Origin of the sequence: Pseudomonas sp. A0308 (genome assembly GCF_044218815.1) — a bacterium.
GTDB classification, from domain to species: Bacteria; Pseudomonadota; Gammaproteobacteria; order Pseudomonadales; family Pseudomonadaceae; genus Aquipseudomonas; species Aquipseudomonas iridis.
Genome location: NZ_CP162581.1, coordinates 6,027,508 through 6,046,878 on the forward strand (window position 1 = coordinate 6,027,508; position 19,371 = coordinate 6,046,878).

Genomic DNA, 19,371 nt, shown 5'->3' on the forward strand with positions numbered 1-19,371 from the left:
GCACAAATGTGCTAGTGCGCAGCGGGGATATACAGGGGTTAGGCGTTTCCCTTCCTGCACGTTCTGCGCAAAGCTCAAATCAGTCTAAAAATCCCGCGCCGCCTCCGTAAGCCTTTGCTAGGCTCAATGTTGTAGGTGAAGACGCAGACTGATGCGCAAACGGATAGCAAGGGGACGTGGGGCGCGTTCCGAAGGGTGCACGGTTAGAAAGATCTCCGCGCTGAGATCCAGCCCTTATGCCGTGTGAAGCAGCCGAGGCACTACCTTTTTCAATTTGGCCCGGTACTGTGAGAAGCCTGATAAACCTTGCAAGCCAGAGACCAGCACTGGCCGCCTACTCGAATACCAAAGCCCGCTTCGTGCGGGCTTTGTCGTTCTTGCAGCGCTAGATTTTCGTCAGGGCATACGCCAGATCGGCGCGCAGGTCTTCGACGTCTTCGACGCCCACCGACAAGCGTACCAAGCCATCGCCAATTCCCAGTTTCGCGCGGGTTTCGGGTGGAATGGTGGCGTGCGTCATGATCGCCGGGTGCTCGATCAGGCTTTCAACGCCGCCCAGACTTTCCGCCAGGGCGAAGATTTTCACGTTCTCCAGAAAGCGCCGTGCGCCGGCCAGATCACTGTTCAGGTCCACGGAAATCATCCCGCCGAAACCGCGCATCTGCCGCTTGGCCAATTCATGCTGCGGGTGCGATTCAAGACCGGGGTAGTAGACGCGTTTGACCTGCGGTTGCTGTTCCAGCCACTGCGCCAGATCCTGCGCGTTGCTGCAATGACGCTCCATGCGCAGCGCCAGGGTTTTCACGCCACGCAAGGTAAGAAACGCATCGAACGGCCCGGATATCGCACCCACCGCGTTCTGCAAAAAGCCCAGACGCTCGGCCAGTTCGGCGTTCTGCCCGACCACGGCGATTCCGCCGATCACGTCGGAGTGACCGTTCAGGTATTTTGTGGTCGAGTGCAGCACGATGTCGAAACCCAGCTCCAGCGGGCGCTGGATGTAGGGGCTGGCAAAGGTGTTGTCGGCCACGCTGATGATCCCGCGTGCTCGGCAGATGCGCGCGATGGCCGCCAGGTCCGACAGGCTCAGCAGCGGATTGGTCGGTGTCTCGACCATGACCATGCGCGTGTCGTCCTGTAACGACGCTTCGAATGCCGACAGGTCAGTCAGGTCGACGTAGCTGAAGCGGTGCCCGGCGCTGCGTTGGCGCACCTTGTCGAACAAGCGAAAGGTGCCGCCGTACAAGTCGTTGCCGGAAATCACGTGAGAGCCCGCGTCAATCAACTCGAGAACGGTGGAAATCGTCGCCAGACCGGAGGCGAACGCAAACCCGCGGGTGCCCCCCTCCAGATCCGCCACGCAGCGCTCAAGGGCAAAACGCGTCGGGTTGTGCGAGCGCCCGTAGTCGAAACCCTTGTGCACGCCGGGGCTGTCTTGCAGGTAAGTGGAGTTGGCGTAAATCGGCGGCATCAACGCGCCGGTGGTCGGGTCGGGCTCTTGCCCGGCATGGATTACCCGGGTCGCGAAACCTTGGGAATTGTTGTCCTGCTGACTCATGCGAGGGATCTCCGTAATTGGTTGAGCATGTCGACGCGGGTGATCAGGCCATGGAAGCCCGATGCGTCGGCGATGATGGCGACGAGGCCACGGCTGAGCACCGATTCCAGCTCAGCCAGGGGGGCGTCGGGCGCGAGGGTTTGCAGTTTGTCGGTCATCACGCTGGAGACCGATTGGCTGAAGCGTGCAGCGTCCTCGTGCACCCCCAGCAAAATGTCCGATTCGTCGATCACCCCGACCAGTTGTTTGCCTTCCACCAGCACGGGCAACTGCGAGACATCCGCCAGGCGCATGCGCTGAAAGGCGGTCAGCAGCGTGTCATCGGGCCCGACGCTGATGACCCGACCGTCTTCAAAACGTCGGGCGATCAAGTCCCGCAGGTCGCCATAGCCTTTGCGCTGCAACAGGCCCTGATCGGTCATCCACTGGTCGTTGTAGACCTTCGACAAATAGCGCGTGCCGGTGTCGCAGACGAAACTCACCACGCGTTTGGGCTCGGTCTGTTCGCGGCAATAACGCAGCGCGGCAGCGAGCAGGGTGCCGGTCGATGACCCACCGAGAATGCCCTCGGCACGCAGCAACTGACGGGCATGGTCGAAGCTTTCTTCATCGCTGATCGAATAGGCGTGGCGTACGCTGGAGAGGTCGGTGATCGACGGAATAAAGTCCTCGCCAATGCCTTCAACCGCCCATGAACCGGGGGTTGGCAGCGAGCCGTCGCGGCTGTATTGCGCCATCACCGAGCCGACCGGGTCGGCCAGAACCATTTCCAGATCCGGTTGCACCCGTTTGAAAAAACGGGTCAGCCCGGTCAGGGTGCCGGCCGAGCCGACGCCGACCACAATTGCATCCAGATCATGTTCGGTTTGCGCCCAGATTTCCGGCGCGGTGCTGCATTCATGGGCCAATGGGTTGGCCGGGTTGTTGAACTGATCGGCAAAAAATGCGCCGGGAATGTCTTTCGCCAACCGCGCGGCGACGTCCTGGTAATACTCGGGATGACCCTTGCCGACGTCGGAGCGGGTGATGTGCACCTCGGCGCCCATGGCCTTCAAATGCAGGACTTTTTCCGTGGACATTTTGTCCGGGACCACCAGTACCACGCGATAACCTTTGGCGCGCCCGACCAGTGCCAGGCCCAGGCCAGTATTGCCCGCAGTCGCCTCGACGATGGTGCCACCGGGGGTGAGGCGACCGTCACGTTCGGCGGCGTCAATCATCGCCAGACCGATTCGGTCCTTGATCGAGCCGCCAGGGTTTTGTGATTCGAGTTTGAGAAAGAGTGTGCACGGGCCGGTATCGAAGCGGGTCACTTGCACCAGCGGCGTATTTCCTATCAGCCCGAGTACGGCAGGGCGGGATTCCTTTGACATTCTTCACCTCTTGTTGGTGATTGATCGCGTTCCATTCGCGGGGAAAAGCTCGCCTGCAACATAGGCCGTGAAGGGATCTCCCGCAACCATTCGGTGGGCTGAAAAGCTCAACGATTTTGATCTAACTATAGAACTGAATTTGGCAAGAGGCCGGGCGTTATGAGGGAGGAGGGTTATGCGGATTTGAACGCTGGGCAGAAAAAACTGTAGGCGTGAGGGGATACAAAAAGGCCCCGACAGCACCGTTGATCCCTGTGGGAGCTGGCTTGCCAGCGATGGCGGTGGGTCAGTTTGCATCAATGCCACATGTGCGCAACATATCGCTGGCAAGCCAGCTCCCAAAGGGATCAGCGGTGCTCAAACATTTTCAATCCATGCAGATCCCGCTGAAGGAATGCAGGCAAATTGTGGCAAGGTCAGTGCTTGGTCATCAATCCGTGCAGCACACCCAGGCGCAATCCTGGTTCAGATGGCACCATCTGTGAGATGCCGAACGCCTTGAACGCGGCGAGTATCAGCACCAGGCCGCCGGGCAGGATGCTTTGACGGTGTGGTTGCAGGCCCTGGAGCCTGAGCTGCCGGACGTTCGTCACCTCCAGCAGAAGCAGCGACAGGCGCAACAGCCCCGCGTAGGTGATGCCGTCCTCGCCGAAGTCGTTCAATCGGTTGGCCTTGAGCACTTTGGCGAGCATCCGTGCGGTGCCCGAGGAGCCGATGGTCTGCTGCCAACCCTGAGCGCGATAGCGTCGAGCGACTGTTTCAAACTCGAGGATGGCGACGCGTTCGGCTTCTTGCAGCGCACCGGGGGAGATCTCGCCGCCGCGAAAGAATCGGGCACTCAATGTTCCGCTGCCGATGGCAATGCTTTCGGTAAGCAGCGGTTGTGAGCCCTGGCCGAGGATCAATTCGGTAGAACCGCCACCGATATCGACTACCAGGCGCATGTCTTCGACGCCCGGTAACGCGTGAGCCACGCCTGCGTACACCAATCGCGCTTCTTCATGCCCTGAGATGACGTCGATGCGAAAGCCCAGATGCCGCTCCGCACTGGCCAGAAACAGCTGCGCGTTATCGGCCTCACGCACTGCACTGGTTGCCACTGCCCGCACGCGGCCCGGCTCGAATCCGCGCAGTTTCTTGCCGAACCGCGCCAATGCCTGCCAGCCTCGATCAAGGGCGAGGGTGTCAAGCGCACCACCGTCGAGCCCCTCGGCCAGACGCACCGGTTCGCGCAAGGTTTTCACTTCCTGAATCATCAGGCCTTTGCGACTGCGGACCGACTGGCCGATCATCAAGCGAAACGCATTCGAACCCAGGTCGATGGCGGCAAACAGCGAGGCGTCGTCTTTCATGGCAGTCCTTGCAAAGCATCCGTCGCGAGGCTCAAGACGGTTTGCGAGGATTCTGCCGTTATCTTGATGACATCCTGATGACGGGTCAGGGGCCGTTCAGTGAATTGTTGTTTGTCATGACACTGTCATTATTCGATACCCATACTGAGCTCAACACATCGCGTGTTCTTAAAGTTTTTGCTGCCATTTCTGGCAGCTTTTTTTTGCCCGAAATTCAACAGACACAACCCTGTAGGGGCTGCCTTGTGCAGCTCCTACGGGGGATTGGCCTAGCAGCCTTGAGGGGTTTCGCCTCGGGCCAGCCGCGCGTTGATGTCGTCGATCACCTCGGGTAACTCTGCAATGGTGTCGATCAGGTAATGCGGGCGCGAAGGGGCAAACATCGTGCTGATGCGCGCGCGCTCCTCGGCGAGTCTGTCCGATGGCAGCGCCTTGTATTGCTCGTAGGTCAGGCCCAGCGCGTTACCGGAGCAGGTCAGCGCCACCGTCCACATCCCCGCACTGCGACCCTCGAGAATTCCCGGCCAGGTGTCGTCAACCTTCACGCACGCAGCCACGTCATTGATGCCCAGCGCTATCACGTTAGCCAGTGCCTGTGCCGGATAAGGGCGACCATTGGGCACTTCATCGGTAGCGACGACGTGGTCAGCGACATAACCGTTTTTCCGTGCCAGCTCGATGACCCTGGCCATGACCACCGCCGGATAACCTGAGCACGAGCCGATCTTCAAACCCTTGTCACGCAGCGCCGCGATGGCTTCAAGCGCGCCGGGGATCAACGCAGAGTGGAGGGCGATTTTCTCGATCTGCAGCGGCATGAAGCGCTCGTAGATCGCCGTCACGTCGTCATCGCTCGGCAAGCGACCAAACGCGGCGCGGTAGCGTTCGCCAATCTGATCAAGGTTGCACAAAGTGCGGATATGGTCCCATTTGCCCATGCCCATCGGGCCACGAGCCTCTTCCAGCGACACGGCGACACCGAACTCGGCGAAGGCTTCGACGAAAATCTGCGTCGGCGCGAACGAGCCGAAATCAACAACGGTGCCGGCCCAGTCGAGAATCGCGGCTTGCACGTAAGTAGGTTGCTTGTACTGCATGATCAATCTCCGTTTTCAGGTGAGCGTGTGCCGTCCCTCGATATAGAGGTAGGCCGGTTGGAATAAGTGTTGAATCAGAGCATCGGTGAATTCGAGTCGAACAGCTCCGCGATCACCGGTCGGTTCCTGCGGATGCCGAGGCAGCACAAGTGGTATTCGATGAAGAACGGATGGTCGACAAAGGTGATCGGCTTGGTGCCCGGGGTCTGCGCATACTCGACGGCGGACACCAGGCCGATGCCGATGCCTTTGGCGATCGCATGGACGATCGCCTCGCGGCTGTTCAACTGCATTACGCAATCGAGTCTGACGTTAAGCCGCGTGCAGCTTTCTTCCACCAGTTGCCGGGTGCGTGAACTCTGCTCGCGCAGCACCCATTTCTCATGGCTGATCTGGCTGACGTGTACCTGCTCCTGGCTGGCCCAGGGATGATCGTCACGCACCACGGCAATGATCGGATAGCGGTGATACAGCCGCGTGTGGAAGCGCTGATCGAATTCCGACAGCGCCAGAATCGCCACATCGATATCAAAATTGAACAGTCGCGCCAGGGTTTCCTTTTCCGAGGAGAACGAGGTCTCCAGTTCTATATCAGGGTGGCGCTGCATTAGCTCATAAGTCAGGTTCATCGCGATCGGCGGCGACACGGCGCCGAGGCGCAGCATGCCGGATTTGCGTTGCTTGAAGCTCTGCAGCAGTTGCACCGCCTCATCCTCCTGACCAAATAGGCCCTGGGTAATTGCGTACAGCTTGTGCCCGGCCGCGCTCATCTCGATGTAGCGCCCGCGACGATGGAACAGTTCCACCGAGAAGGTTTTCTCCAGCGCGTTGACCTGCTCGCTGACGGTCGGCTGACCGATGCACAGAAACTCGGCGGCGAGGGTGAAACTGCCGGTCTTGGCCACGGCATGAAATGAACGCAACCACTTGTGGTACTGGTACATGCAGGCCCCGTCAGCGTCGGATGAACATTGCCACCGCCGCGCTGCAAAGGCAGGCGCTGGTGACCACGATGAAGATAAGAGACGTATTTGCCGTGGAGTCAAGCAAACGGCCGATCAGCGGTTCGGCCAGTCCGGCGAACAGATAGGACGAGAAGTTCATCACCCCGGTCGCCGTGCCCGCACGCTTGGCACCGACCAGGTCAGGACACAGTGCCCAGAAACTCGAAGCCGGGCCGTAGACGAAGAAGCCGCAAAGGAACAACGCCACCAGACCGACCAGACTGTGCGGCGGCAGGCTCCACATCCACAGACTGGTCGCAGCGCCGAGGACCATATAAAGCATGATCGCCAGATAGCGCCTGGAGCCGAACAGCTTGTCCGACACCCAGCCGTTGCTCAGGGCGCCGACCGCCATGCCGACGGGGAGGGCGACGGTGATCCACTTCGGATCGACCATGCTGTCGCCGCTTTTCCAGTTGGCGCCGAGAAAGTGCACCGGCACCCAGACGATCAATCCGTAGCGCGCGGCGTTCTGGAAACCCAATGCCAGCGCGGCGATAAGCAAGCGTGGATTCTTCAGTACAGCCTTGTAGCGCTGCGCCGAGGACTCGACCTCGCCGTGGGCCGCTTCCTGATGTTTGTCGTCGGTGTTGGCGACGCCAGTATCAGTCAGCGGCTCGAAGCCGAGATCCTGAGGCCGTTCGCGAGCGACCAGATAGAAAATGATCCCGCCGGCCAGCATCAACAACACCGGCAAACGGAAGATCCAGCGCCATTCCAGTTGCAACACTTCCAGAATGACGATGGAGGTGACGTACGACAGAATCGACGCGCAACCCGCGGCGAAGGTGTAGAAGCCATAAACCTTGCCGCGCTCGCCGGCCGCCCACCAATTGGAAAGCAGACGGCTTCCCGGCGCCCAGCCGAGCGCCTGAAAGTAACCGTTAACGCCCCACGGCAGGATCAGGCTGGTGAGTCCACCGGCAAAACTGGTCACCCAATTCGCCCCGCACGACAGCACTGCGCCGAGGGTCATGATGCGCCGACCACCGAATTTGTCGGCGAGGTTGCCGTTGATTGCCTGGCCGATGGCATAGGCCCAGAGCATCGCGGCGGATGCCCAGCCGAGGGTTTCCTTGGTCAAGCCGAATTCGGCCTGGATACCCGGGATAGCGAAACCGAAGGTTTGTCGACCGGTGTAGAAAAACAGGTAGCAGAACATCGCCGCCAGCAACATGCGCCATTGGGCGACCCTGAACGAGGCAGAACGTACGGCGAGACCAGGCAGGGTTTGGGCACGATTCATGATCTTTTCCTTATTGTTGTGGGTTCCCGCCGAATGTCGGCAGCGGGTGCACTCTTTTTTGGTGCGACAGGAAATCACCGCAGCTTTTGGCTGCTGGCTGTGCTTGGGTTATTTAGCAATTGCGACGCGTCAGGCGGCCTGTGAACCGATGAAGTTCTTGCCGCGCGCGCCCTGCATCGCGAGATGGATGATGTCTTCGGCTTCCTTGGCCGAGACGCCATAATCGGCGAACTCGGTCTTCACGCCGAGGCTGTGCAGGAACTCGCGCAACTGCTGTTGGGCTTTGGCCAGGTCTTCGCCGAAGATGCGTTGCAAGGTGCGGTCGCGGGTAGCGTCATGGCCCCAGGCCAAACCCAGCACCAGCGGCAGAGTGAAGGAGCAGGCGATGCCGTGGGGCAGGCCGTGGCGCAGGGTCATTTCGTAGGAGATTGAGTGCGCCAGCGCGGTTTTGGTGTTGGAAAACGCCAGGCCAGCCTTGAGCGCCGCCAGCGCCATGCGCGTGCGCAGCTCCTGGCTGGACAAGTCCTTATGCAGGCGCGGCAGGCATTCGAGAATGTCTTCAATGGCCGAGATTGCGAAGGTGTCGGACACCGGGTTGGCGTTGACATTCCAGATTGATTCCAGCGCATGCGACAGTGCGTCGAGCCCGGTGGAAACGGTGACGCCGGCCGGCACGGTGAGCATCAGTTGCGGGTCGATGATTGCCACGCGCGGCCAGGTGCATTCCAGGTGCAACGAATATTTTTTCTGGCTGGCGCTGTCCCAAATCGTCGCCCACGGCGTGACTTCACTGCCGGTGCCGGCCGTGGTTGGCGCGGCGATCAACTGTTTGCAGCGCGGCGGGGTGAATGGTTTGCCGGTCGCCAGCAGCGCCAGTAATTCATCAAAACGTCCCGAGGCGGTACCGACAATCAACGCTTTGGCAGTGTCGATCGCACTGCCGCCGCCAACCGCCAGCACTACGTCGCACGTGTCGGCACGCTGCCAAAAATCTTCGTAAGTGCTGCGCAGATGCGCGACATCCGGGTTGGGCTGCACGTCTTCGAAGACGTAGACCAGACGATCACCGAGTAACTCTTGCAGACGATCGACCAGTCCCAATCCACGCGCTTCGGGGAAGGTGACGAGGGCGACGGTCTGTTGTTCGGTGAGGGCGTCAAGTTCTTGCAGGCTGCCCCAGCCGAAACGGGTATCAACTGGGTTCTGGAAGCGGGCAGTCATGGTGAATCCTTCTTGTTGTTGTCGGTAGTGGCGCCATACTCAGCGCCCGTCGGCAACGGCTAAAATCGATAATTCGCAGGTTTGAATCGGCTGAGGCGATAACAGCGTCCGCAACCGTTCATGGTTGCCAGGCTCTAGTGATTAGAACCGCTCTGGATTGCGGCGCGCAGCCGACTGGATATCGCATCGGCGACGATCACCATGAAGGTGATGACGATGATGCAGGTGGCGGTTTCCTGATATTTGAACAGCTTGAGGCTGCTCACCAGTTCGAATCCGAGGCCGCCGGCGCCGACCATGCCGAGCACCGTGGCCGAGCGCAGGTTGACTTCGAAACGGTAGAGAATCACCGCGATCCATGCGGTAATGACTTGCGGCAAGACGCCAAACACGATCACTTGCAAGGGCCGGGCGCCGGTTGCCTGCAACGCTTCAATCGGACCTTGATCGATCTCTTCGATGCTCTCGGCAAAGAACTTGCCGAGCATGCCCACACCGTGCAACGCCAGCGCCAGCACACCCGGGAACGGGCCAAGGCCAACTGCCGAGACGAAGATCAGGGCGAGGATCAACTCGTTGATGCTGCGGGTAAAATTGAGTGCCTGGCGGGTGGCGTGAAACACCAGCCGATTACGGCTCAGGTTGCGCGCTGCGAGAAACGACAGCGGAATCGCCAGCAGCACACCGAGCAACGTGCCCCAGATGGCGATCTGCAGGGTTTCCACAGCGGGTGCCAACAAGCGCGGCAGGATACTCAGGTCTGGCGGGAAGGTTCGCGAGAGGAAGTCGCCGATCTGCGGCAGTCCCGCAGCCAGTTCGCCCAGGCTGAGTTGGGCGCCTTGGGCGCTCCAGTTCAGGGTCCACAGCATGATCAGGACGACGGCGCCGACGGTCAGCCAACTGCGTGTACTGCGGGGCCGGTCGCCCACCCACTGATAGTTGCTCGATTGCATGTTCAGGCCCTCGATGCGGCGCAGTAGGTCAGGTTCGGGGTCGCAGTGTCTGCGGACAATTGCGTGGATGGCTGCGGATAGATCCGCGCCAGATCGGCATCGGTCATGCTCGAAGCCTTGCCATCGAACACCAGATTGCCGTGAGCGAGGCCGACCACGCGGTCGCCGAATTCGCGGGCATATTCGACCTGATGCAGATTGCACAGCACGGTGATGCCCAGCTCGCGAGTGGCATCGCGCAGGTACTGCAGCACCAGTCGCGCAGTTTTCGGGTCGAGGCTGGCAATCGGTTCATCGGCCAGGATCACTTGCGGTCGTTGCGCCAGGGCACGAGCAATCCCCACTCGTTGCTTCTGCCCGCCGGACAGCGAATCGGTGCGCTCGCCAGCCTTGTGCGCCAGTTCGACGCGCTCCAGGCATTGCATGGCCAACGCCACGTCGTCACGCCGAAACAGCTGAAAAATCGAGGCGAGGGTACCGATCGATCCGAGGCGACCGGTCAGCACGTTCTTCAAGACACTCAGGCGCGGCACGACATTGTGGTGCTGGAAAATCATTGCCACTTCTCGACGCAAAACGCTGGTGTCGGGGCAGCCGAGAGCGTCAATGCCGGCCACGCTCAGCGTCCCGCTATCGGCCTGCGCCAAGCGGTTGATGCATCGCAGCAAGGTCGATTTCCCGGCACCGGACTGGCCGAGTACCACGACGAATTCACCAGCAGCGACCTCAAGATCAATTCCGCGCAAAACCGGGTTGCTGCCGTAGTGTTTGGTCAGTTGGCGGATGCTGATCATTTCATGCTCCGCAAATCGAGATCGAGCACCTTGGCGGTGTCGCGCACCACGTCGTAAGCCGCGTCAGTGGTGGGCTGAAAGCCATTAAGTACGCCCTGATCACCCCACGGTACGTCTTTGATCGATGCCAATGCGTCGGCGATTTTCTTCTTCAATTGCGGATCGAGCGCCTTACGCCAGACCATCGGCGATTCCGGGATCGGCTTGGAACTCCAGACCACTTCGAAGTCATCCTGCTTCACCACACCCTTGGCCACAGCGCTGGCGAAGATGCGGTCGGCGACGGCGGCGGCATCCACCTTTTTGTTCTCGACGGCGAGGATGCTGGCGTCGTGGGAGCCGGAGAAAATTACTCGCTTGAACAAGGTGTCCGGAACAAAACCGGCTTGCTCAAGCCCGGCCTTGGGGAACAGATGCCCGGAGGCGGAGCTTGGATCTACGAAAGCGAAGGTATGGCCTTGCAGATCAGCCAGCGAGTGAATGCCGCTGTCCTTGCGCGCCAGAATCACGCTTTTGTAAGCGCTCTGACCGGTCTTCTTGGTGACCGCCACGGAGAACGCTTCGACATCCGCGACTGAGGTCGCCAGCACATACGAGAACGGGCCGAGATAGGCAACGTCGAGTTTGCCCGAGCGCAGCGCTTCGATGATGCCGTTGTAGTCGGTGGCCACGAACGGCACCACCGGCATGCCGATTTTGCTTTGCAGATCGTCGAGCACTTGTTTGCTCGCCTCGATCATCGCCTGGGAGTCTTCAGACGGGATCAGGCCAATGGTCAGTTTGTCCTTGGCCCAGACCTGGCTGGCGCTCAGGGCGAGTACGGTAAGGCTGACGACACGCAGAAACTGGTTAATTGTTTTCATGGCATTCCACGGTGTGGTTGGGAGTTGCCACAGGCTAGGTCTGTCACGTGACAGTCATTCAATCAATTCAATATGGGAAACAGCAGCTAACTATTGATGGAGTCTATGGATGTCGAGCGCCAAACTGCGGGCTTTTCTGGCCGTCGCCCGTCACGGCAGTTTTAGTGCCGGGGCGCGGGCTTGCGGGCTGACTCAGCCGACCTTGACCACTCAGGTGCAAAGCCTGGAGCGTCAGCACAATGTCGAGCTTTTTCATCGACGCGGACGGCGGATCGAGCTGTCGGATGTCGGCCGGCAATTGCTGCCGATTGCCCAGCGCATCGCCTTGCTGGAACTGGAGGCGCACAACCTGATGCGCGACTCGGGGCGGCTCGACAGCGGCCAGCTCAAGCTGGGGGCAGTGGGGCCGTTTCATGTGATCGAGATGGTCGACACCTACCTGCAACAGCACCCGAACATCGACGTGTCGATCCGCGTGGGCAACTCGGTGCAGGTGTTGTCCGATCTGGAAAACTACGTGACCGACATCGCGGTGTTGGCCGGGCGTCAGGATGACCCGGGGTTGTGTGCGGTGCACTACGCGCGGCACGCGATCATTCTGTTCGCGCACCACGAACATCCGTTGGCCAACCGCGGCAGCGTGCGCCTGGAGGAGCTCGAAGGTCAGCGCTTGCTGCAACGCGAACCGGGCTCGACCACCCGTTTGGTGCTGGAGCAGGCATTGCACGCGGCGCAGGTCAAACCGCGTATCGCCATGGAAATCGGCAGCCGTGAAGCACTGCGTGAAGCGGTGGTACGCGGCCTGGGCCTGGGGGTGGTGTCGGAGGCGGAGTTCATTGCCGACCCGAACATCCGTGTGATTCGCATCGAAGGCGCGGCGCTCTACACCGAGACCTATCTGTATTGCTTGGCCGAGCGGCGTTCGAGTCGGCTGATCTCTTCGTTTTTCGACGCGGCGCTGGCTTGATTTGCAATTCTTGCTGATGCTTAGCTAATATACGAACCATATACACTTCGTATCGGATTTCGCTATGGGCATCGTAAAGATTTCAGAGGACATGCACGAGAACCTGCGCATTTCCAGCAACGCACTCAGCCGCTCGATCAACGCGCAAGCCGAGCACTGGATGCGCATCGGCATGCTCGCCGAACTGCATCCCAGCCTCGACCACAGCGCGATCTGCCGTTTGCTGATTCGTGCTGAACAAAACGGCGGGCTGGACCTGCAACAACTGACTCAGGAAGACGTCACGGCATGAGAAACCAGATCAAGATCAACACCCCGACCGACATCGCTCAATCGCGCGCCGCCGGCAAACTCGCCGCGCAAGTGCTGGCGATGCTGGTGCCGCACGTCAAGGCAGGCGTCACCACCGATGAACTGGATCGGTTGTGCAACGACTACATCGTCAATGTGCAAAAAGCCATTCCCGCCAATGTCGGCTATCACGGTTTCCCGAAAACCGTGTGCGCCTCGGTCAACGATGTGGTGTGCCACGGGATCCCGTCTGGCACGCCGCTCAAGGATGGCGACATCGTCAACCTCGACATCGCCGTGATCAAGGATGGCTGGTTTGGCGATACCAGCCGCATGTATGTGGTCGGGGAGGCGACGCCTGAGGCGCAGCACCTGATCAAAACGACGTACGACGCCATGTGCGCGGGCATTCGCGTTGTAAAACCGGGCGCGACTTTGGGCGATATCGGCCATGCGATCCAGAGCCTGGCGGAGAAAGAAGGCTTCAGTGTGGTGCGTGAGTATTGCGGCCACGGCATTGGCAAGGTTTATCACGATGAGCCGCAGATCCTGCATTACGGCTTCCCGAATCAGGGCATGAAGCTCAAGGCCGGGATGATTTTTACGGTTGAGCCGATGCTCAATGCCGGTAAACGACATGTGAAGAACATGCCCGATGGCTGGACCGTGCTGACCAAGGATGGCTCGTTGTCGGCGCAGTGGGAACACATGGTGGCGGTGACGGAGACTGGGTTTGAAGTGCTGACGGCGTGGCCGGATCAGATTGAGGGGTTTACCCCGATCGTCTGAGCACCGCAAAATCACTGTGGGAGCGAGCCTGCTCGCGAAGAGGCCGTATCAGTCAACATCAACATTGAATGACACACCGCATTCGCGAGCAGGCTCGCTCCCACATTCGCAATACATTCTTGTAGGAGCTGTCGAGTGAAACGAGGCTGCGATCTTTTGATCTTGTTTTTTCACAGCAAGATCAAAAGATCGCAGCCTGCGGCAGCTCCTACAGGGGGGGCTCAGTGGGCCCCGGCGGCTTTGTTGAGGTCGCCTTCGGTCCACTCGGTGTAGACGCAGGCGTCGGCGGTGGCCCAACGCACCCGCACCGCATCGCCGGCCTTGAGGGGCATGCCCGCCGCCGACAACGCCTTCACCGTCATCGATGTGCCACCCGAAGTGACCACGCTGCAAGTCTGGCTCTCGCCCAGGAACAGCACTTCCACCACCTTCGCTGAAACTTCATTCCATCCCGCCGCCAACGGTTCATCGCTCGCCTGCTGCACGCTCAGCGCCAGCGCCTTTTCCGGGCGCACCATCAGCAACACATCCTGATCGGTGTGCAAACCGGCCGTCAGCCGAATCGACAACGATTGCCCCTCAAAACTCGCCGCCGCATTGCCCTGCGCCTTGAGCTTGAGGAAGTTGGAGTTGCCAAGAAACGACGCGACAAACGCATTCGGCGGATTCTGGTAGAGGTCATACCCGCTGCCCAAACCGACAATCTTGCCGTGACTGAAAATCGCGATGCGCTGCGACAAACGCATCGCTTCTTCCTGATCGTGGGTCACGTAGACGATGGTGATGCCCAGACGCCGATGCAACTGGCGCAGTTCATCCTGCAAATCTTCACGCAGCTTTTTGTCCAGCGCCCCCAGCGGTTCGTCCATCAGCAGAATGCGTGGCTCGTAAACCAGCGCACGAGCGATTGCGACCCTTTGCTGCTGACCACCGGACAGTTGCGAAGGGCGGCGATGGGCGAACTGTTCGAGTTGCACCAGTTTCAACATCGCATCGACACGCCGTTCGCGTTCGGCAGTCGCGAGTTTGCGGATTGCCAACGGGAACGCAATGTTGTCGCGCACCGACAGATGCGGGAACAGCGAATAACGCTGGAACACCATGCCGATGTCGCGCTTGTGCGGCGGCACGTTGACCAGCGACTGACCGTTGACGAGGATCTCGCCGCTACTCGGCGTTTCGAAGCCCGCGAGCATCGACAGTGTGGTGCTTTTGCCAGAGCCGCTGGAGCCGAGGAAGGTGAGGAATTCACCGTCCTTGATGTCCAGCGAGATGTTGTCCACGGCAGCAAAGTCGCCGTAGTGCTTGTTCAGGTTGCGCAGGCTGACCAGGGGTTTGTCGTTCTGCTGGGATGCGTCTTTGATCACGGCACTCATGTCGTACTCCTGGGCGCTCAGGCGCTGATTTGATTGCGCCGGCGCAGGGCGGCGGCGATCACCATGACCAATACCGACAGGCCGATCAGCAGCGTCGAAGCGACGGCGATCACCGGTGTCAGGTCTTGACGCAGGGTGGTCCACATTTTTACGGGAAGGGTTTGCAGCGTCGGGCTGGCCATCATCACGCTGAGCACCACTTCGTCCCACGAAACCAGGAAGGCGAAGAGGGCGCCGGCGACCATGCCCGGACGAATCGCCGGGAACGTCACCTTGAACACCGCTTGCAGGCGCGAGGCCCCGCAGATCACCGCTGCGTCTTCAATCGACTGATCGAACAGCTTCAACGAGTTGATGATCGAGATGATGGTGAACGGCAGCGCGACGATCACATGGCTGACGACGAAGGCGAACATCGTCCCGGTGTAACCGAGCTTGAGAAACAGCGCGTACACCGCCACCGCGATAATCACCAACGGTACGATCATCGGCAGGGTGAACAGGCCATAGAGCATCTCGCGGCCGGGGAAGCGCCCGCGCACCAAGGCAAACGCCGTTGGCAAACCGAGGGCCACGGCGCAGATCGTCGTCAGTACCGCGACCTTGAGGCTGGCCGCTGCGGCGTTCATCCAGTCGGGGTTGGAAAAGAACTGGCCGTACCATTTCAGCGTCCAGCCCGGTGGCGGGAACACCAGCCACTGCGATGAACCGAACGACAGCAGCACGATAAAGACGATCGGCAACAGCAGAAACAATCCGATCAGCCCGGTGGTGGCGTAGAGGCCGAAACGCATGCGCCGGCTCATTGCGTTGGGAGTCAGGAGCATGTCGGCTTACCTCGCGTTACTGGCGCCAACCGGGGATTCCGGCTGAAGCTTCAGGTAGAAGTAGAACAGCACCAGCGTGATCGCGATCAGCAACGCGGCGCCGGCACTGGCCAGGCCCCAATTGAGGAACGATTGCACCTGCTGAATGATGAACTCCGGCAGCATCATGTTTTGCGCCCCGCCGAGCAGCGCCGGGGTGACGTAGTAACCGAGCGACATCACAAACACCATCAAGCCGCCGGACGCCAGACCTGGCCGGCACAGCGGCAGGAATACCCGGAAGAAGTTGGTCCAGGGACTGGCGCCGCAGATCGAGCCGGCCTGCAGTATCATCGGATCAATAGCCTGCATGGTCGCCTGCAACGGCAGCACGATGAACGGGATCATGATGTAGCTCATGCCGATCACTACGCCGGTGAGGTTATGCACCATTTCCAGCGGCTGATCGATGATGCCCATCGCCATCAAGGCTTTGTTGATCACCCCCGAAGCTTGCAGCAGCACCAGCCATGAATAGGTGCGAGCGAGGAGGCTGGTCCACATCGAGAGCAGCACGATGTTGAGAATCCAGCGCCCCCAGCCGCGCGGCACCAACGTGATCGCCCAAGCCAGCGGGAAGCCCAGCAGCAGACTGAACACCGTTACCAGCCCGGCCACCGAAAAGGTGTTGAGCAGCACGCGGGCGTACGCCGAGTTGGCGAACAGTTGTTCATAGTTGCCCAGGCCAGGCACAGGTTCCAGGACGCCGCGCAACAGCAGGCCAATCAGCGGCGCAAGAAAGAACAGGCCGAGGAACAGCAGCGCCGGGAGGAGGTTGCCGGCACCGCGCCAGCGTTGTTTGAGGGACTCGGCTTGCGGCATCGCAATCGCCTTTTTGCCTTCGGCCGAGCCGGCAGCGCGGGCGGCGCTCCCGGTGGCAGTGGAGGGACGGGACGCAGTGGCCGCCATTTTCATTTGACCAGCCATTCGTTCCACCGTGTCGCGATGGCCGGACCGTTCTTGGCCCAGTACGCGAAATCAAGAGTGATCTGATCCTTAGCGTAGGCAGTCGGCAGGTTGGGGGCCAGCGTCGAATCCAGACGCTCCACACTGTCGAGGTTGACCGGGGCGTAGGCTGTCAGGTTGGAGAAGTCGGCCTGGCCCTTGGCGCTGCTGGCGTTGGCCAGAAACTTCATCGCCGCGTCCTTGTTTTTCGAGCCTTTGGGAATGACCAGAATGTCGGCCATGACCAGGTTCTGTTTCCAGCTCACGCCAACCGGGGCGCCGTCCTCTTGCAGAGCATGAACGCGGCCGTTCCAGAACTGGCCCATGCTCGCTTCACCGGACGCCAGCAGTTGCTGCGACTGCGCGCCGCCGCCCCACCAGACGATGTTTTTCTTGATGGTGTCGAGTTTTTTGAAGGCGCGATCCAGATCTAGCGGATAGAGCTTGTCGGCAGCTACGCCATCGGCCAGCAGCGCCAGTTCGAGTACGCCGGGGCTTGGCCATTTGTACAGGGCGCGTTTGCCGGGGTAGGTCTTGGTGTCGAACAGGGCGCTCCAGTCCTGCGGCTTGTTGGCGCCGAGTTTGCTCTCGTTGTAGCCGAGAACGAAGGAGAAGAAGAACGAGCCCACGCCGTGATCGCTGACGAAACGCGGGTCGATTTTGTCGCGCTGGATGACGTTGAAATCGAGGGGTTCGAGCAGGCCTTCAGCCGCGGCGCGCAGGGCGAAATCGGCTTCAACATCGACCACGTCCCATTGCACGTTGCCGCTTTCAACCATGGCTTTGAGTTTGCCGTAGTCGGTCGGGCCATCCTGTACGACGGTAATGCCGCTGGCTTTGCTGAACGGATCAGCCCAGGCCTGTTTTTGCGCATCCTGGGTGCTTCCGCCCCAACTGACAAAATTCACGCTCTCGGCGGCCATCGCGGCCTGGCCGGTAACGCTGAGCAGTCCCGCAAAAAAGATCGCGGTTGCAGCTTTGTTCAACACCATTTTCACGCCCTCATTGTTGTGTTTTTGAGCGGGCTTGCGTTGTTGCCCGCCTGTCGGGAGCAGTAGATGGACGTTCGTGGAAGTGTCCGGTCTATGGAATATCATATTATGGTATTCCAAGTTTTGTGCAAGCACTTTGCCTGACCGGTTATCTGGCGAATCTGCTTTTTGTGGCTTGAAATGCGAAACACTGTGGGAGGTCTCGGGTTATTCGCTGAAGGGGATGCTCTCGACCACCTCCAGGTCATACCCCGTCAACCCCGCATACTTCAACGGCGGCCCCAGATGCCGCAGTTTGCCAACCCCAAGGTTCTGCAAAATCTGCGCTCCGGTCCCCACTTCAGAATAGATCCGCGATTGCGAGCGGCTGAACTGTCGTGGCGGTTGAGTCAGTTGTGGAACCCGCTCCAGCAACGCCTGCGAAGACTCATGATTGGCCAGCACCACCACAACACCATGACCCTCTGCCGCGACCCGTTGCAGCGCCGCCCACAGCGTCCAGTTGCTTGGCCCGCTGTAGTCGGCGCCGACCAGATCGCGCAGCGGATCGATCACATGCACGCGCACCAGCGTCGGTTCTTCCCGGCGCAAATCACCCATGACCATCGCCATATGCACGCCGCCCTCGATGCGGTCCTCAAACGTGATCAGGCGGAACGTGCCATGCACCGTCGGCAAATCGCGTTCGCCAATACGTTCGATGGTGTGCTCGGTGCTCAAACGATGGTGGATCAGGTCGGCAATGGTGCCGATCTTGATCCCGTGCTGGCGCGCAAACACTTCCAGATCCGGGCGACGTGCCATGGTGCCATCGTCATTCATCACTTCGACAATGACCGAGGCCGGAGTAAAACCGGCCAGTCTGGCCAGATCGCACCCCGCCTCTGTATGGCCTGCACGGGTCAGCACGCCACCTTCCTTGGCGCGCAGTGGAAAGATGTGGCCGGGCTGCACCAGGTCTTCTGCGCGGGCGTCCTTGGCCACGGCAGCGGCAACCGTGCAGGCGCGGTCAGCGGCGGAAATACCGGTGGTCACGCCCACCGCCGCTTCAATCGACACGGTAAACGCGGTGCTGAACACGCTGCCATTGCTCGGCACCATTTGTTCAAGCCCTAGCCGCTGGCAATGTTCGTCGGTCAACGTCAGGCAGATCAGACCGCGTGCTTCACGGGCCATGAAGCTGATCGCCTCGGGCGTGCAACAGTCGGCGGCCAGCAACAGGTCGCCTTCGTTTTCCCGATCTTCGTCATCGACCAGCAAGACCATTTTGCCGAGGCGATAATCTGCGATGATTTCTTCGATGCTGTTGAAGGCCATGCTGGACTCTCAGTGTTTGTTGGAAATATTATTGGTATACCATAATACATAATCGACAAAGAGGTCACTATGAAGGCGTACTGGATTGCTCACGTAGACATTGCCGATCCCGACCACTACAGCCAATACACCCAGCGCGCGCCGAAGGCATTCGCCGAGTTTGGCGGGCGGTTTCTGGCCAGAGGTGGTCGCAGCGAGGCGATGGAAGGACGCAAGGCACCGCAGCGCAGCGTGGTGATCGAGTTTGATAGCTTTGAGAAGGCTGTGGCGTGCTACCACTCAGCGGCGTATCAGGAAGCGAAAAGTTACCGCGAGGAATGGGCGAGGGCGGAAATCATCATCGTCGAAGGCGTTGCCCCGATGTAAG

Annotated in this window: 19 protein-coding genes; 4 read left to right on the forward strand and 15 right to left on the reverse strand. The window is 60.1% G+C overall.

The features are described 5' to 3' along the window. Positions 1-385: 385 nt before the first annotated feature. The 10 genes from AB4P92_RS27880 to phnD all read right to left on the reverse strand — a co-directional run bounded on the left by AB4P92_RS27880 (position 386) and on the right by phnD (position 11,461). Positions 386-1,558, reverse strand: coding sequence for a cystathionine gamma-synthase (locus AB4P92_RS27880; RefSeq protein WP_047301695.1), 1,173 nt, complete (start codon positions 1,556-1,558; stop codon positions 386-388). Beyond that, complete coding sequence (locus AB4P92_RS27885) at positions 1,555-2,931, reverse strand: pyridoxal-phosphate dependent enzyme (RefSeq protein WP_115147322.1); 1,377 nt, start codon at positions 2,929-2,931, stop codon at positions 1,555-1,557. The genes AB4P92_RS27880 and AB4P92_RS27885 overlap by 4 nt, the downstream gene beginning before the upstream one ends. Positions 2,932-3,347: 416 nt before the next feature. Beyond that, positions 3,348-4,283, reverse strand: a complete 936-nt coding sequence (locus AB4P92_RS27890; protein ID WP_395598501.1) for a Ppx/GppA family phosphatase — start codon at positions 4,281-4,283, stop codon at positions 3,348-3,350. Between the two features lie 269 nt (positions 4,284-4,552). After that, positions 4,553-5,380 carry a phosphonoacetaldehyde hydrolase gene (gene phnX, locus AB4P92_RS27895; RefSeq protein WP_115147078.1) on the reverse strand — a complete coding sequence of 276 codons (828 nt, stop codon included), beginning with the start codon at positions 5,378-5,380 and terminating at the stop codon, positions 4,553-4,555. Between the two features lie 74 nt (positions 5,381-5,454). Further along, the gene (locus AB4P92_RS27900) at positions 5,455-6,324 is read right to left on the reverse strand and encodes a LysR substrate-binding domain-containing protein (protein WP_047301690.1); all 870 of its coding nucleotides are present in this window, start codon (positions 6,322-6,324) and stop codon (positions 5,455-5,457) included. Between the two features lie 10 nt (positions 6,325-6,334). After that, positions 6,335-7,630, reverse strand: a complete 1,296-nt coding sequence (locus tag AB4P92_RS27905) for an MFS transporter (protein ID WP_042559526.1) — start codon at positions 7,628-7,630, stop codon at positions 6,335-6,337. A gap of 129 nt (positions 7,631-7,759) precedes the next feature. Beyond that, on the reverse strand, positions 7,760-8,851 hold the full coding sequence (gene psrA, locus AB4P92_RS27910; RefSeq protein WP_395598502.1) for an iron-containing alcohol dehydrogenase PsrA: 1,092 nt from the start codon (positions 8,849-8,851) through the stop codon (positions 7,760-7,762). 134 nt (positions 8,852-8,985) lie between these two features. Further along, a complete protein-coding gene (gene phnE, locus AB4P92_RS27915; RefSeq protein WP_261735684.1) occupies positions 8,986-9,804 on the reverse strand; it encodes a phosphonate ABC transporter, permease protein PhnE in 819 nt (272 codons plus the stop codon). A 2-nt stretch (positions 9,805-9,806) separates the two neighbouring features. Next, positions 9,807-10,598: a phosphonate ABC transporter ATP-binding protein gene (gene phnC / locus AB4P92_RS27920; protein ID WP_261735685.1), complete on the reverse strand. Its 792-nt coding sequence runs from the start codon at positions 10,596-10,598 to the stop codon at positions 9,807-9,809. After that, on the reverse strand, positions 10,595-11,461 hold the full coding sequence (gene phnD, locus AB4P92_RS27925) for a phosphonate ABC transporter substrate-binding protein (protein WP_080963929.1): 867 nt from the start codon (positions 11,459-11,461) through the stop codon (positions 10,595-10,597). The genes phnC and phnD overlap by 4 nt, the downstream gene beginning before the upstream one ends. A 109-nt stretch (positions 11,462-11,570) precedes the next feature. Here phnD and AB4P92_RS27930 point away from each other — a divergent pair, with 109 nt between their 5' ends. The 3 genes from AB4P92_RS27930 (at position 11,571) to map (ending at position 13,508) form a co-directional block, all read left to right on the forward strand. Next, the gene (locus tag AB4P92_RS27930) at positions 11,571-12,428 is read left to right on the forward strand and encodes a LysR substrate-binding domain-containing protein (protein ID WP_395598503.1); all 858 of its coding nucleotides are present in this window, start codon (positions 11,571-11,573) and stop codon (positions 12,426-12,428) included. A gap of 64 nt (positions 12,429-12,492) precedes the next feature. Continuing rightward, positions 12,493-12,720 (forward strand): ParD-like family protein, encoded by a 228-nt coding sequence (locus AB4P92_RS27935; RefSeq protein WP_395598504.1) that lies wholly within the window; start codon positions 12,493-12,495, stop codon positions 12,718-12,720. After that, entirely contained in the window at positions 12,717-13,508 is a 792-nt protein-coding gene (map, locus tag AB4P92_RS27940; protein WP_047301681.1) for a type I methionyl aminopeptidase, read from the forward strand. The genes AB4P92_RS27935 and map overlap by 4 nt, the downstream gene beginning before the upstream one ends. Before the next feature lie 221 nt (positions 13,509-13,729). Here the strand turns inward: map and AB4P92_RS27945 are convergent, their stop codons facing one another. The 5 genes from AB4P92_RS27945 to ribBA all read right to left on the reverse strand — a co-directional run bounded on the left by AB4P92_RS27945 (position 13,730) and on the right by ribBA (position 19,004). After that, entirely contained in the window at positions 13,730-14,884 is a 1,155-nt protein-coding gene (locus tag AB4P92_RS27945) for an ABC transporter ATP-binding protein (RefSeq protein ID WP_042559519.1), read from the reverse strand. Between the two features lie 17 nt (positions 14,885-14,901). Continuing rightward, on the reverse strand, positions 14,902-15,711 hold the full coding sequence (locus AB4P92_RS27950; protein WP_047301679.1) for an ABC transporter permease: 810 nt from the start codon (positions 15,709-15,711) through the stop codon (positions 14,902-14,904). Between the two features lie 6 nt (positions 15,712-15,717). After that, positions 15,718-16,665, reverse strand: coding sequence for an ABC transporter permease (locus AB4P92_RS27955; RefSeq protein ID WP_042559517.1), 948 nt, complete (start codon positions 16,663-16,665; stop codon positions 15,718-15,720). After that, positions 16,662-17,687 carry an ABC transporter substrate-binding protein gene (locus tag AB4P92_RS27960; RefSeq protein ID WP_042559516.1) on the reverse strand — a complete coding sequence of 342 codons (1,026 nt, stop codon included), beginning with the start codon at positions 17,685-17,687 and terminating at the stop codon, positions 16,662-16,664. Before AB4P92_RS27960 ends, AB4P92_RS27955 begins: the two co-directional genes overlap by 4 nt. A 207-nt stretch (positions 17,688-17,894) precedes the next feature. After that, positions 17,895-19,004 (reverse strand): bifunctional 3,4-dihydroxy-2-butanone-4-phosphate synthase/GTP cyclohydrolase II, encoded by a 1,110-nt coding sequence (ribBA, locus tag AB4P92_RS27965; protein WP_261735687.1) that lies wholly within the window; start codon positions 19,002-19,004, stop codon positions 17,895-17,897. 69 nt (positions 19,005-19,073) lie between these two features. On the opposite strand from ribBA, the gene AB4P92_RS27970 reads away from it, so the two are divergent. Then, complete coding sequence (locus AB4P92_RS27970) at positions 19,074-19,370, forward strand: DUF1330 domain-containing protein (RefSeq protein WP_395598505.1); 297 nt, start codon at positions 19,074-19,076, stop codon at positions 19,368-19,370. Position 19,371: the final 1 nt, after the last annotated feature.